This is a genomic window from Paraburkholderia sp. J8-2 (genome assembly GCF_905220195.1).
Taxonomy (GTDB): Bacteria; Pseudomonadota; Gammaproteobacteria; order Burkholderiales; family Burkholderiaceae; genus Paraburkholderia.
On record NZ_CAJMZA010000021.1, the window covers coordinates 96,515 to 111,318 of the forward strand.

General features: G+C 65.5%; 11 protein-coding genes. 5 read left to right on the top strand and 6 right to left on the bottom strand.

What is annotated here, in order from left to right; translation table 11 throughout:
- Window positions 1-113 precede the first annotated feature (113 nt).
- Entirely contained in the window at window positions 114-662 is a 549-nt protein-coding gene (locus U5A52_RS31195; protein ID WP_321914855.1) for a peroxiredoxin, read from the top strand.
- Between the two features lie 16 nt (window positions 663-678).
- Here U5A52_RS31195 and U5A52_RS31200 read toward each other — a convergent pair whose 3' ends face one another.
- The 3 genes from U5A52_RS31200 to ispD form a co-directional block, all read right to left on the bottom strand.
- On the bottom strand, window positions 679-1,815 hold the full coding sequence (locus tag U5A52_RS31200; protein ID WP_321937625.1) for an acyltransferase: 1,137 nt from the start codon (window positions 1,813-1,815) through the stop codon (window positions 679-681).
- Window positions 1,816-1,987: 172 nt separating this feature from the next.
- Entirely contained in the window at window positions 1,988-2,467 is a 480-nt protein-coding gene (gene ispF / locus U5A52_RS31205; RefSeq protein WP_321914853.1) for a 2-C-methyl-D-erythritol 2,4-cyclodiphosphate synthase, read from the bottom strand.
- A gap of 43 nt (window positions 2,468-2,510) precedes the next feature.
- Window positions 2,511-3,230 (bottom strand): 2-C-methyl-D-erythritol 4-phosphate cytidylyltransferase, encoded by a 720-nt coding sequence (gene ispD, locus U5A52_RS31210; RefSeq protein ID WP_321914852.1) that lies wholly within the window; start codon window positions 3,228-3,230, stop codon window positions 2,511-2,513.
- A 213-nt stretch (window positions 3,231-3,443) separates the two neighbouring features.
- Between ispD and mfd the strand changes: the two genes are divergently transcribed.
- From mfd to mscL, 4 genes are all read left to right on the top strand, one after another.
- On the top strand, window positions 3,444-6,923 hold the full coding sequence (mfd, locus tag U5A52_RS31215) for a transcription-repair coupling factor (protein WP_321914851.1): 3,480 nt from the start codon (window positions 3,444-3,446) through the stop codon (window positions 6,921-6,923).
- A gap of 181 nt (window positions 6,924-7,104) precedes the next feature.
- Complete coding sequence (gene argE / locus U5A52_RS31220; RefSeq protein ID WP_321937627.1) at window positions 7,105-8,328, top strand: acetylornithine deacetylase; 1,224 nt, start codon at window positions 7,105-7,107, stop codon at window positions 8,326-8,328.
- Window positions 8,329-8,349: 21 nt separating this feature from the next.
- Entirely contained in the window at window positions 8,350-9,360 is a 1,011-nt protein-coding gene (locus tag U5A52_RS31225; protein WP_321937629.1) for a threonine/serine dehydratase, read from the top strand.
- Window positions 9,361-9,560: 200 nt separating this feature from the next.
- A complete protein-coding gene (gene mscL, locus U5A52_RS31230) occupies window positions 9,561-10,007 on the top strand; it encodes a large conductance mechanosensitive channel protein MscL (protein WP_321914848.1) in 447 nt (148 codons plus the stop codon).
- An 88-nt stretch (window positions 10,008-10,095) separates the two neighbouring features.
- On the opposite strand, the gene U5A52_RS31235 is transcribed toward mscL, so the two are convergent.
- The 3 genes from U5A52_RS31235 to U5A52_RS31245 all read right to left on the bottom strand — a co-directional run bounded on the left by U5A52_RS31235 (window position 10,096) and on the right by U5A52_RS31245 (window position 14,420).
- Window positions 10,096-12,093 carry a response regulator gene (locus U5A52_RS31235; protein ID WP_321914847.1) on the bottom strand — a complete coding sequence of 666 codons (1,998 nt, stop codon included), beginning with the start codon at window positions 12,091-12,093 and terminating at the stop codon, window positions 10,096-10,098.
- Window positions 12,094-12,191: 98 nt separating this feature from the next.
- A complete protein-coding gene (locus U5A52_RS31240; RefSeq protein ID WP_321937630.1) occupies window positions 12,192-12,692 on the bottom strand; it encodes a response regulator in 501 nt (166 codons plus the stop codon).
- A 75-nt stretch (window positions 12,693-12,767) separates the two neighbouring features.
- Window positions 12,768-14,420 (bottom strand): sensor histidine kinase, encoded by a 1,653-nt coding sequence (locus U5A52_RS31245; protein ID WP_321937631.1) that lies wholly within the window; start codon window positions 14,418-14,420, stop codon window positions 12,768-12,770.
- Between the last annotated feature and the right edge of the window lie 384 nt (window positions 14,421-14,804).

The window sequence follows — 14,804 nt, forward strand, 5'->3', positions numbered from 1 at the left end:
ACGCGCCGCCCGCACCTGCGACAATCGTTTTCATCGGCATGCCGCGTTGCGCTCTCTCGCGCGCGGCGTCAAAGCGGGCCCCGCTGCCCGCCTCTCGTCTGAGGAACTGCCCCATGAAAACCGTCGGCGACAAACTCGAGGCCTTCACCGTCACCGCCGCGAAGCCCGGCTTCAATCATCCCGTGGAAAACGGCGAATCGGCGTTCATCGAGATCACCGAGCAGACCTTCGCCAACAAGTGGAAGGTCATCTACTTCTACCCCAAGGATTTCACGCTCGTTTGCCCCACCGAGATCATCGCGTTCGCAAGGCTCATCAAGGAATTCGATGACCGCGAAACGGTCGTCATGGGCGGCAGTTGCGACAACGAATATGTGAAGCTCGCGTGGCGGCGCGAGGACAAGACGCTCGATCGCCTCAATCACTATTCGTTTGGCGACGTGAAGGGCGAGCTCATCGATCAGCTCGGCATACGCGACAAGGAAGCGGGCGTGTCGCTGCGCGCAACGTTCATCGTCGATCCCGACAACACGATCCAGCATGTCACGGTGAACAACCTGAACGTCGGGCGCAGCGCCGAAGAAGTGCTGCGCGTGCTCGACGGGCTACAGACCGGCGAATTGTGCCCCGACGGCCGCGTGGTGGGCGGCGAGACGCTCTAGACCTCGCGCTGTTGCATCAAGTCCGGCTCGCCGCTGCGCGCGTGGGCAAGCGGTTGCGTATTGCCGTTTCGAGCGGTCGCTTCCACTCGAGCACGCGTTTTTCCAGAACCTGCCACGACAGATGCGCGAGCAGCACGGCCAACGCGAACTGCAGCACGAGCGCAAGAACGGGCTGCGCACCATCGGGCACATGGAGCCGCGCGTAAAACCCCGGCGCCACGCCAAGGCGCGACGGCACGAGGTTGTGAAACAGATAGAAGCCGTAGCTGATCGTGCCGAGATACGCGAGCGGCCGCACTTCCAGCACCGCAACGACCATGCTGTCCTGGCGACGCACGAGCCACAGAAACAGCGTGCCGAGCGCGAGCGCGAGTCCGATGTCGAAGAAGCCCGACTGTATCGTCGCGCCGTTCACGCCTTCGGCACAATCGGCGCGCGCCAGCGCGAAGCCGGCGATCGCCGCACACGCCCCGACGAACCACACCGCACTGAACACCCCCGGGCGCAACGGCACGCGCGCACCGCCGATCGCCAGTGCGCCGCCGAGCGCGAGCATGGCGAAATTCCATGGCGAAAACGCGTAAATCAGCGGCGCGATCGCCCCTTCCTCGTACAGCGCGAGATGCGCGAACGCAGCCGCCGCAATGACCACCGCGCAAAGCGCGAGATGGCGCGACGCGCGCATGAACAGCAGCGCAAACGGCGCGACGAGATAGAACTGCTGTTCGACCGCGAGGCTCCAGAAATGCGAAACGGTGCCGGGCCAGCCATCGTGTACCACGCCGATCCAGTAATTGGAGAGGAATACGAAATGCCACGCGAGCCCGAGGTCAACCTCGCGCTGATAGAAGCTCGCATGCGCGATGGTGAGTGCAACGAGCAGCAGGTAGTACACCGGAAAAATGCGCAGCGTGCGCTTCATGAAGAAAACGTACAGCAGCGCGGCCGTGCGAGCGCCGCGCTGTTCGATGCGAACCCGATTGCGATGCAGTTCTCCAATGATCAGATAACCGCTGATCAGAAAAAACAGCCAGACGCCGATCTTGCCCGCATCGATCGCGTCGACGTGGGCCTTGTGCGAGAGGAACACGAGCACGACTGCAAGCGCCCGCAGGCCGTCGAGGCCTTTCACGCGTTTTTCAACTCCCGCCATTGCCCTCCCCACTTCCGGATAGCGGTTCAGTATGGGACGAAAAAAACGGAAATTAATCGACAAGAAAAGCAACGGCGATGATTGCAATTGCAATCATCGCCGTAGGGCGCGGAGCAGGCACGCGCCCTGCTCTGCGCCGTTCAGCCCTTCAAAACAAGGGCTGAACGGAAGATCACGCGCGCAGCAGCAGTACAGCCGCCTGCGCTTCGATCCCTTCGCTGCGGCCGAGATAGCCGAGCTTTTCATTCGTCTTCGCCTTCACGTTCACGCGTTCGACCGGTAGGTTCAGGTCTTCGGCAATCGTCTTGCGCATCGATTCGATGTGGGGTGCGAGCTTGGGCGCCTGGGCGATCACCGTGGTATCGACGTTCATGAGCGCGAAGCCCGCCTCCTGCACGCGGCGCAGACATTCGCGCAGCAGCACGCGGCTGTTGGCGCCGTAGAACTGCTTGTCGGTGTCGGGGAAATGGCGGCCGATGTCGCCGAGCGCGGCGGCGCCGAACAGCGCGTCGGTAATGGCGTGCAGCAGCACGTCGGCGTCCGAGTGGCCGAGCAGGCCGCGATCATAGGGGATCGTCACGCCGCCGAGCACGAGCGGGCGGCCAGGCACCAGCGCGTGCACGTCGTAGCCTTGTCCGATTCTGATGTCCATGTGTGGGGTTCCAGGGGTTTCAGGTGTAGGGATTGCGGTGCGCTTATTCTGCGGGCCGGCTGAGGATCGCTTCGGCGAGCGCGAAGTCTTCGGGGTACGTCACCTTGAAGTTGCGCAGACTGCCCTGCACGAGACGCGGCGCGTGACCCAGCCATTCAATCGCGCTCGCTTCGTCGGTGAGATCGTGACCGTCTTGCTGCGCGCGCTCGATGGCCGTGCGCAGCATGCCGATACGGAACATCTGCGGCGTCTGGGCCTGCCAGAGTCCGTCGCGCGATTCGGTGCGCGCGATGTGTACGCCGGGCGCCGCGGGGTCCTTCGGGGCGACGCGCTTGAGCGTGTCCGCCACCGGCAGCGCCATGATGCCGCCCACGGGGTCGTCCTTGAGCGACTCGACGAGCGTGCGAATCAGCGCGGGCGTGATGCCGGGGCGCGCCGCATCGTGCACGAGCACCCAGTCGTTGTCGGTTGCGCCGAATTCGGCGAGCGCAGCCAGGCCGTTATAGACCGAGGCCTGGCGCGAGGCGCCGCCGCAACGCCGCACGGCAAAGCGCAGGCCGCCGAAGCGCCGGGCGTCGAAGTGGTTATCGTCGGGAGAAATCACCACGAGGGTTTGCGAGAATTCGTTGCAGGCGTCGAAAGCGGCGAGCGTATAGTGCAGGAGGTCGCGTCCGGCAACGATTCGATATTGTTTCGGCATGGCCGAGCCCGAACGGCTGCCGGTGCCGGCGCACGGAATCAGGGCAAAAAGGCGTGAAGTCACGGTGTCGCGAGCCGCATGAGTCAAAGTAAAGGACGGATTTTATAATAGGTCCCTTACCCGCACGCCGGACGCCCGCAAAACGTCGGCGAAACGTCGTCGAAACGCGCCGGATTCACTTGAAGACCAGTAACCGGCCCCCATATTCTGGCGTTGCACTCCGCCCGAACTGAACTGGCCACCCTACCGACACACGCGTCGGCCACCCTGTTGCCTATGTCCGATATCGCCGCTTCCTCGCAATCTCCGTCCCCCGTCTCCGTCGTCAAGCCGGGGCAGCGCTTCGCGTTCGACGGCACGCACGGCTCGTCCGACGCGCTCTTGATCGCGCGCTACCGCGAGGCCGCGCGCGCCGGCGCACGCCAGGCGCCGCTGCTGGCCGTGATTTGCGCCAGCGCCGTGGATGCCCAGCGGCTCGCTCAGGAGATTCCGTTCTTCGCGCCGGAGGCGCGCGTGCGCCTCTTGCCCGACTGGGAAACGCTGCCGTACGACACGTTCTCGCCGCACCAGGACCTCGTTTCAGAGCGTCTGGCTACGCTCCACGATCTCGGCGAAGGCCGCTGCGACATCCTGATCGTGCCGGCCACCACGGCGCTCTACCGCATGCCGCCCGCGTCGTTTCTCGCGGCCTATACGTTCTCGTTCTCGCAGGGCGAGCGCCTCGACGAAGCGAAGTTCAAGTCGCAGCTCACGCTCGCGGGCTACGAGCATGTGAGCCAGGTGGTGCGCCCCGGCGAATACTGCGTGCGCGGCTCGCTCATCGACCTCTTTCCGATGGGCTCGCCGCTGCCCTACCGCATCGACCTTTTCGACGACCAGGTCGACTCGATTCGCGCGTTCGACCCGGACAGCCAGCGCAGCCTGTACCCCGTGAAGGACGTGCGCCTGCTGCCTGGCCGCGAGTTTCCGTTCGACGAAGCCGCGCGCACGGCGTTTCGCAGCCGCTGGCGTGAAGTGTTCGAGGGCGACCCGAGCCGCGCGACGATCTACAAGGACATGGGCAATGGCGTGCCGTCGGCCGGCATCGAATACTACCTGCCGCTCTTTTTCGAAGAGACGGCTACGCTCTTCCACTATCTGCCGGAAAACGCCCAGCTGGTGTTCTCGGGCGACCTCGACGCGTCGATCCGCCGCTTCACGAACGACACGAAGCAGCGCCACAACTTCCTCTCGCACGACCGCGAGCGGCCGATCCTGGAGCCGCAGCGCCTCTTCCTGACCGACGAGGACTTCTTCGCGTTCGCAAAGCCGTTCGCGCGCCTCGTGCTGCCCGCTGCGAGCGCGGGCGGCTGGGCCACGGCGCTGCCGAATCTCGCAATCGACCGCCACGCCGACGACCCGCTCGCCTCGCTGCGCAGCTATCTCGACACGACGAAGAACCGCGTGCTGTTCGCAGTGGAGTCGGCGGGGCGGCGCGAAACCATTGCGCAACTGCTCGCCGACAACCATCTGCGCCCCGCGGGCGCCGACAGCTTCGAGGACTGGCTCACCGGCGACGAGCGCTTCGCGCTGGGCGTCGCGCCGCTTTCCACGGGCTTCTCGCTGCGGGGCGAGGAGCTTGCGGTCATCACCGAGACCGAGCTTTACGGCCCGCTTGCGCGCCGTGCGGGCCGTCGCCGCCAGGAGCAGGCGAGCAACGTCGATTCGATGGTGCGCGATCTCTCCGAACTCAAGGTGGGCGATCCGGTGGTCCATGCGCAACACGGCATCGGCCGGTATCACGGCCTCGTGACGATGGACCTCGGCGAAGGCGATACCGAATTCCTGCACCTCGAATATGCGAACGGCAGCAAGCTCTACGTGCCGGTCTCGCAATTGCACGTGATTTCACGCTACAGCGGCGCCGATCCGGATAGCGCGCCGCTTCATGCGCTGGGCTCCGGCCAGTGGGAAAAGGCACGCCGCAAGGCCGCGCAGCAGATCCGCGACACCGCGGCCGAGCTTTTGAATCTCTACGCGCGCCGCGCCGCGCGCGAAGGCCACGCGTTCGCGCTCGAACCGCGCGACTACGTCAAGTTCGCGGAAAGCTTCGGCTTCGAGGAAACGCCCGACCAGGCGGCCGCGATCGCCGCCGTGATCGGCGACATGACGAGCGGCAAGCCGATGGACCGCCTCGTGTGCGGCGACGTGGGCTTCGGCAAGACGGAAGTCGCGTTGCGCGCGGCGTTCATCGCCGTGATGGGCGGCAAGCAGGTGGCGATTCTCTCGCCCACCACGCTGCTCGCCGAGCAGCACACGCAAACCTTCACGGACCGCTTCGCCGACTGGCCCGTTCGCATTGCCGAACTCTCGCGCTTCAAGTCCGCGAAGGAAGTGAGCGGCGCGATCCAGCAGATCAACGACGGCAGCGTCGATATCGTAATCGGTACGCACAAGCTGCTGTCGTCCGATGTGCAGTTCAAGCGCCTCGGGCTCGTCATCATCGACGAGGAGCACCGCTTCGGCGTGCGCCAGAAGGAGGCGCTCAAGGCGCTGCGCGCGGAAGTGGACGTGCTCACGCTCACCGCCACGCCGATTCCGCGTACGCTCGGCATGGCGCTCGAAGGCCTGCGCGACTTCTCCGTGATCGCGACCGCGCCGCAAAAGCGGCTCGCCATCAAGACCTTCGTGCGCCGCGAGGAAGACAGCGTGATTCGCGAGGCCATGCTGCGCGAACTCAAGCGCGGCGGCCAGGTGTACTTCCTGCACAACGAAGTCGAGACCATCGAGAACCGCCGTGCGATGCTCGAAGCGCTGGTGCCCGAAGCGCGCATTGCGGTGGCGCACGGCCAGATGCACGAGCGCGAACTCGAAGCCGTGATGCGCGATTTCGTGGCGCAGCGCGCGAACGTGCTGCTCTGTACCACGATCATCGAGACCGGCATCGACGTGCCGACCGCGAACACGATCCTGATCCACCGCTCCGACAAGTTCGGTCTGGCGCAGTTGCACCAGTTGCGCGGCCGTGTCGGGCGCTCGCACCACCAGGCGTACGCGTATTTGCTCGTGCACGATCCGCAAGGGCTCACGAAGCAGGCGCAACGGCGGCTGGAAGCCATCCAGCAGATGGAGGAACTCGGCTCGGGCTTCTATCTGGCGATGCACGACCTCGAAATTCGCGGTACGGGCGAAGTGCTCGGCGACAAGCAGTCGGGCGAGATCCAGGAGATCGGCTTCCAGCTCTACACGGACATGCTCAACGACGCCGTGAAAGCGCTCAAAGACGGCCGCGAGCCCGATCTCAACGCGCCGCTCGCGGCGACCACCGAGATCAACCTGCACGCACCCGCGATCCTGCCAGCCGACTATTGCGGCGACGTTCAGGAGCGCCTGTCGCTCTACAAGCGCCTCGCGAACTGCGAGCACGACGATTCGATCGACGGCATCCAGGAAGAACTGATCGACCGCTTCGGCAAGATGCCGGCACAGGCCCACGCGTTGATCGAAACGCATCGTCTGCGACTGGCGGCGAAGCCGCTCGGCATCACGAAGATCGATGCGGGCGAAGCGGTCATCGGCCTGCAGTTCGTGCCGAATCCGCCCGTGGACGCCATGCGCATCATCGAGATGGTGCAGAAGCACAAGCACATCAAGCTCGCGGGCCAGGACAAGCTGCGCATCGAAACGCGCAGCCCCGACCTCGCCGTGCGCGTGGCTACCGTGAAGGAGACGTTGCGCGCGCTCGGTGCACCCAATCGCGCTGGCGCGTCGCGCTAAGCGCCCTTAGCGCATCTTCGGACGCCCGCGCGGTTTGCCCTCCGCGCGGGCGTTTTCACGTCATGCTGCAGCGCGCCATGTACACCGCAATCGTCGGGAACGTGTGACGCCGCACTGCCCGCTTTGGCTTGCCGCATTCTTTTTGGGTAAGATGAAGAATACAAGCAAGCTGGAGCCCAATATGTCCCTCGCCGCTGAAACAGCGCAGTCGTCTACGCCTTCCGCCTCCCTTCCCGCCTCGCTCCCCTGGGTCACCCGCCTCGTTTCGATGGACACGGTCAGCCGCCATCCGAATCTCGGCCTGATCGAGACGGTGCGCGACGATCTGCGTGCTCGCGGCATCGAATCGACGCTCACCTATGGCCGCGACGGCAAATGGGCCAACCTGTTCGCCACGATCCCCGCGCATGACGGCGAAACGAACGGCGGCATCGTGCTCTCCGGCCACACCGACGTGGTGCCCGTGGACGGCCAGAAATGGGACAGCGACCCGTTCAAGCCCGAGATCCGCGACGGCCTGCTCTATGGCCGCGGTACCTGCGACATGAAGGGTTTCATCGGCGCGGCGCTCACGCTCGTGCCCGAGATCCAGAAGACGAAACTCGCCAAGCCCCTGCACCTCGCGCTCTCGTTCGACGAGGAAGTGGGCTGCGTGGGCGCGCCGCTCATGATCGAAGAACTCGTGAAGCGCGGCGTGAAGCCCGAAGGCTGCATCGTGGGCGAACCCACGAGCATGCGCCCCATCGTGGCGCACAAGGGCATCAACGCGTACCAGTGCTGCGTGCGCGGCCAGGCCGCGCATTCGTCGCTCACGCCGCGCGGGCTGAACGCGATCGAGTACGCGGCGCGTCTCATCTGCTACATCCGCGACATGGCCGACGAATTCCGCGCGAACGGCCCGTTCGACGAGCTATACGACGTGCCGTTCACGACCGCGCAAACCAGCACGATCGAAGGCGGCAATGCGATCAACACGGTGCCGGCCGAATGCCGTTTCGCGTTCGAGTTCCGCAATCTGCCGACGCTCAACCCCGACACGATCTTCGCGCGCATCGAACAGTACGCGCGCGAAACGCTCGTGCCGAAGATGCAACGCGAGCACGCGGTGGGCGCGATCGAGTTCACGAAGATCGCTGCGGCCCCCGGCCTCGACGCCACCGAGCAGGCCGCGATCACGCAACTCGTGCGCGCGCTCACCGCCGATGACGCACGCCGCAAGGTGGCCTACGGCACCGAGGCGGGCCTCTTTGCTCGCGCGGGCATTCCGAGCGTGGTGTGCGGGCCCGGCGACATCCAGCAGGCGCACAAGCCGAACGAATATGTCTCGCTCGAACAGCTTGCGGCGTGCGAAGGTTTCCTGCGCAAGCTCGTGCACGGCATGTCCGCCGAAGCCCTGGCGCAGTAATCTCGCTGGACGCGCACTATCATGTCCACCGCCTCGCCGCTTCCCACCAGCAACACGATAGACGGTGAGGCAATCCCCACCCTCGACGAGATCGCTTCGCAGCATTTCGCGCTCGCGCCGTGGGTGTTGCGCACGCCGGTGTTCGACCGCCACGATCTGTCCACGCTCGAAGCGACGCTCGTGAACTTCAAGTTCGAGCTGCTGCAGTCGAGCGGCAGCTTCAAGGTGCGCAGTGCGTTCACGCATCTGCTCGCGCTCGATGCCGCGCAACGCAGCGCCGGCGTCACGTGCGTGTCGGGCGGTAATCACGCCATGGCGGTTGGGTATGCGGCGATGCGGTTGGGCATCAGCGCGAAGGTCGTGCTCTTACGCACCACGAGCGCGGCGCGTGTCGCGCAATGCAGGCGCTTTGGCGCGGAAATCGTCGTGGCAAGCAACAGCAGCGAGGCGTTCGAGATCGTGCGCCGTATCGAGACCGACGAGGGACGCTATTTCGTGCATCCGTTCAACGGCTATCGCACAGTGCTCGGCACGGCCACACTTGGCTATGAATGGGCCACCCAGGCGCCCGATCTCGACGCGGTCGTTGTGCCCGTCGGCGGCGGCGGGCTCGCTGCGGGCGTTGCCACAGCGTTGCGGCTCGCGAACCCGCGCGTGCGCGTGTATGGCGTCGAGCCCGAGGGTTCGGACGTGATGAGCCGCAGCTTCGCCGCAAACCACACGGTGCGCCTGACGCATATGCACTCGATCGCCGACTCGCTCATGGCGTCGCATGCAGAGCAATACAGCTATACGCTGTGCCGCCGTCATCTCGAGCGCATCGTCACGGTCTCCGACGACGCGCTGCGCAGCGCGATGCGCGTGCTCTTCGAGCAACTCAAGCTCGCCGTGGAGCCCGCTTGCGCCGCAGCCACGGCGGGGCTGCTCGGGCCGCTGCGCGACACGCTGCAAGGCAAGCGCGTAGGCGTGCTGCTGGGTGGCAGCAACACCGATCCAGCAACCTTTCACGAGCAGATCTCGCTCGCGCACTGAAGTCGAAAGCAGGCCAAAGACGGGCTTCAATCAGCGCGGTGGGCACGCCGCGTGCGTCCGGTAGAACTTCGTCGCCAGTCCCCGGAGAAAGGTCAGGGAATGTCAAATTGCTACCGCGATACGGATGCGTTCGCTATGATTGCGCCAATACGCCGTATTGACCCCAGCCCCGTGCCGCGCCATTCAGGGAGAGCCCGCTCATGAGCATCGTCCAGGAGTTCAAGGAATTCGCCGTCAAAGGCAACGTGATGGATCTCGCCGTCGGTGTGATCATCGGCGGTGCGTTCTCGAGCATCGTCAACTCAATCGTGAAAGATCTCATCATGCCGGTCATCGGCGTGATCACGGGCGGCCTCGACTTCTCGAACATGTTCGTGCGGCTCGGACACATTCCGGCCAGCTATAAAGGCAACCCCGAGTCGTACAAGGATCTGCAGACTGCGGGCGTGGCCGTGTTCGGCTATGGCTCGTTCATCACCGCGGTGATCAACTTCGTCATCCTCGCGTTCATCATCTTTTTGATGGTGAAGTTCATCAACAAGCTGCGCCAGCCGCAGCCCGCTGCACCCGCCGAGCCGGCGCCCACGCCTGAAGACGTGCTGCTGCTGCGCGAGATCCGCGATTCGCTGCAGAACAATCCGCGCTGATCCGCGCGAGCGTCCAGACATAAGCCCGCGCCGCCGCAAGGCCGCGCGGGCTTTTTTATGCCCGGTTCAAGCGAGGCTCAAGGAAGACTCAGGGAGCCGGCGCGGCGGAATCGGGCGCGGCCGACGCACTGCGCGCGGCCGCGGCCTCTTCGATCAGCCGTTCGAGTTGCTCGAAGTTGACGGGCTTCGTGAGATGCGCGGTGAAGCCCGCTTCGACGCTGCGGCGCACGTCGTCGTCGGTGCCGAAGCCGGTGAGCGCGACGGCAGGCGCCGTTGATTGCGCACGGAACGCGCGGATGAAGTCGATGCCCGAGCCATCCGGCAAACCGATGTCGCTTACCACGAGGTCGAAGGCCATGCTGGCCGTGAGCGCGAGCGCACCGGCCACGCTGCCTGCCACCGCCACCTCGTGGCCGCCCGAGCGCATCAGTTGCGACATGACCTCAGCGGTATCCTCGTGATCCTCGATCAGCAGGATGTTCAGCGCGCCCACCCGATGCGGCCCGCGACGCTCGGCCACCGCGGCGGCGCCCTCGCCTCGCGCGGCGCTCGGCAGCACGATGGTGAAGGTCGCGCCGCAATGCGCACCGGGGCTTCTCGCACTCACGCTCCCGCCGTGCGCCTCGGTCAGCGCCCGCGTCACGGCGAGGCCTAACCCGAGCCCGCCGAACTGACGCGTGAGATTGTGGCTGCCCTGTTCGAAGGCATGAAAGAGCTTGCCGATCTGCTCGGGCGCGATGCCGATGCCTGTGTCCTCGACCTCGATCTCCACGTGCGTGCGCTCATCGCGCGTGCGTACGTAAATGTGGCCGCCGTCGGGCGTGAACTTCGCGGCGTTGCGCACGAGATTCCAGAGCATCTGCTGCAGGCGCGCGCGATCGCCGCGCACATAGTGCTGCTGGGCGCGCAGGTCGACATGGACATCCTGCTGCTTGATCTGGATTTCGCTATGGAAAAGCTCGAGCACGGCCTCGATCACCTCGTGCACGTCGACCGTGTCGAGCGCGAGGCTCAGCTTGCCATTGGCCACGCGCGTGAGATCGAGCAGGTCGTCGATCAGACGTGCCTCGAGTTCGATATTGCGGCGGATCATCAGTACGCCCGAGCGCGCTGCGTCGGGCAGGGCCGGGATCTGCTCCAGCAGCCGCGTGCCCGCGAGCACCGGCGTGAGGGGTGTGCGCAACTCGTGCGAGAGCATGGCGAGGAAGCGGTCTTTCGCGCGGTTGGCTTCTTCGGCGGTCTGACGCGCTGCCTGCTCCGAGGCAAGGAGGCGCTCGCGCTCCTCGGTCGCTTCGCGTTGCGCGTCGATGTCGGTGCAACTGCCGAACCATTTGTTCACGCCGCCTCGCGGGTCGCGCATCGCAACGATTCGGACATCGAACCATCGATACACGCCATCGCGGCGGCGAATACGCAACTCATGGCGATAGTCGGTGGCGCCGCTGCCCACGGCTTCGAGCCAGGTGTGGCGAATCTCTTCGCGATCGTCGGCGTGCACGGCGTCGAGCCAGGCGAGACCGTGCGACTGGCCGGCGTCGAGCCCCGTATAGTCGAGCCACTGCTTCGAGACAAAGTCGCAATTGCCGTCCGCGCCGCAGGTGAGCACGAGGTGCGGCAACGCTTCGGAGAGCGTACGGTAGTGCTCTTCGCGATCGCGCAGCAGTAGCGCTTCGTCGGAGGCGCGCTGCAGCGCCACCTGCGAGAGCACGCGCGCGACGGCTTCCGGCAGATAGTCGAGATAATCACCCGACTTCGGCACCACGTCCGAGACGCCCGCGCGTAGCGCGGCGATCACGCGGGACTCGTCGGTGAAGCCCGTCACGAGGATCGCCGGCACGCGCACGTCGTCGGCACGCAGACGGCGGAAGAAGTCGAGGCCCGTTTCCGCGCCGTCGAGCTGATAGTCGAGTACGAGCACGTCGGGCGTCTGCACGGCGAGCAACGCGCGCGCCTCCCCCACGCCCGTGCAGGTGTCCACGCGCGCACCCGCGCGCAGTAGCGATTTGCGGGCGAGGCGCAGGATGCCTTCGTCGTCGTCGACGACGAGCACGCGCGCGCCGTCCAGCATCGTGGGTTCCTCCGTCATGCGCGAAGCGTCCCTTCAGGCATGGGTCGAGCGTGTCGCCTTGCTTTCATTCGGTTGCCAATGCGTGATGTTTCCATGCGCGATGCCCGCGCGATCCGTTACTGGGCGCCGGCCGGTCGCGCCTGGACGAAGCGATGGCCCGGCGGCAGCTTGACGACCTGGAGAAAAAAGCCGAGTCGGCGCACGGCCTCGATGAACGCGTCATATTCGACCGGTTTCGTGATGTACACGTTGCAGCCGAGTTCATAGCAGCGTTCGATCTCGCGAGGGTCGTCGGTGGTCGTGAGCACGATCACCGGCACCGACGCGGTGGCGGGCTCCGCTTTCAGGCGCCGCAGCACCTCGAAGCCGTCCACGCGCGGCATGCGCAAGTCGAGCAGCACGACGAAATTGCTGAGCGCGTCGCGCGACGCCCAGTTCGCCGCCGCTGCCGGATTGTCGCCCGGCGTGCCGAAAAAGTAATCGAGCGCCTCCTGGCCGTCGCGAAAGCGCAGGAAGCTGTTCGAAATCCCCGAACGCCGCAGGTTGCGCTCGACCAGCGTGGCGTGCCCGTCGTCGTCTTCGATCAGCACGATGCTGACCTGTTCCCCGTTCGTCATCTCGACTCTCCTACGTACCGCATGAACTTTTCGAAACTTGTTGAAAGCTTGCCGGCAGGCGCGCCCGAGTGCCCGCTATGTGGTGCGCAACGGCTGGTCAGGCAGCGCGACGAAGAACGTCGAGCCCGCGCCCTCGGCCGATTCCACCCAGATGCGCCCGCCGTGCCGCTCCACAATCCGCTTGGCGAGCGCGAGGCCCGTGCCCTGCCCGGGCGATTCGCCGCCGTGCAGCCGCTGAAACGCGCGGAACAGCTTGGGCAGATACGCTTGCGCGATACCAACGCCATTGTCGCGCACAAAATAAGTCCGCGTACGCTCGAGAGGCTCCGCTGCCCCTGTTTTTCCTGCATCCTTGCCCGCGCTTTTGCCGGCTTCGTCGGCGGATTCGCTAGCGGCAGCGAGCGCACCGATCTCGACCCGGCCCGGGCGCGCGGGATCGAGATGGTGCAACGCATTCTCGATGAGGTTGCCGAATATCTGTTCAATGGCCGCCGGATCGCCCCAGGCGGGCGGCAGCTCGCCCACCTCGATGCGCGCCGCCTGCGCGCGTTCCTCGGAGAGGCCGCCCAGCACGCGCTCGACGAGCCGCGCCACGTTCACGCGCTGCCAACGGTATTCAAGGCGCCCGGCGCGCGAGAGACGCAACAGCGCGTCGATGATCGCCGCTGCGCGCGCCACCGCCTGCCGCAGAAACTGCAACGATTCGTCGACGTCGCCGTCGAGCACTTCGGTCATCGCGCGATGCTCGTGCTCGGGCAAGCCCGCCGCGTCGACCTGGGCGCGCAAGTCGTCGCACGATACCTGCAGCTCCTTCGAAAAGCCCTGCAGGTTCACGAGCGGCGAGCGCAGATCGTGCGAGACGCTGTAGATGAACATCTCGTTGTCCTGACTCTCCTGGCGCAGATGTTCGTTGGCGCTCGCGAGGTCCGCGGCGCGCGCCTGGAGCTGCGCCTTCAGCGCGGCCTGCTCGCGCTCGGCCACGCGCAGCTGCGCGCTCGTCTGATGGAGCACCGCATCGAGCGCGGCGATTTCGTCGTTGCCCGTGAGCGGCGGCGCAAGCGGCGCACTTTCCCCAAGGCGCTCGGCGTTCGCGCTGAGCGCGGCAAGGCGCACGCCCACGTTGCGTGCGAACGCCATGGCCGTGAACCCCCAGATCAGCATCGAGCCCACCACCGCGAAGATCAGCGCGTCCTGCTGGCGCTCGCGCGTCTCGCGCAGCATGGCCGCGCGGGCCTCGTCGAGCCGCGTTTCCTCGGCGATGAAGTCGCCGAGCACTTCGCGCACCGTCTCGATCTCCGGAGGCATGCCGTTGCCCGCCACCTGAGCGAACGACGTGCTGCGGCCCATGCGCAGTGCATCGGCAATTTCACCCGCTTCTTTGCGCCATGCATAGGCGGCGTTGCGCATCTGCTCGACGCGCGCGAGTTGGGGAGGATTGTCGGCGACCATACGCGCGAGCAACGTGATGCGGTCGGCGAACTCGGTCCAGACGGCGTGGCGATCGATGAATGAAGGATCTTCGAGCACGATGCCCGTGCGCACGCGCGCGGCTTCGCGCAGCAGCGGGTCGACGAGACTGTTGGCTTGCCAAAGGATTTGCTGCGTGTTTTCGGCGCGTTTGGCCGCGAGCGCGGCCTTCCCCTGGGTGTCGAACACGACGCCGAGCAGCGCCAGTTCGACGACGCTCGGAATCGCGATCAGCAAGAGCCCCTTGGCGAAGAGTTTCATGTTGGCCTGCTTCGGTGGCGGGTCTGGGCGGCGCGCCGTGCTTTTCGCCAGTTTATTTGCAATGCGTCCCGCGGCATGCACCCACGCAACGCCAATCGGCCCGAGGCGCCCCGGACAACCACGGGCAACAGAACCGCAACATTATCTGCGCGATTTTTCAGGATGACAATGTATGTGACACCACACACGTTGAGTCGCGGAAAACCCGTTTTTTTGCGGCAATTCGCCACACCGAGCGCACACACAGGTCTATTATTGAGACGGAGACGAGCGAGAGAGCGCCGGGATATCTACATGAGCGCGACGTGCGATCCGGCATGGCGTTTGCGAACGCAATGAGGGTTTTGAAAGAGGGGCAGCAGGCGGGCCGCGCAGGTCCGGATC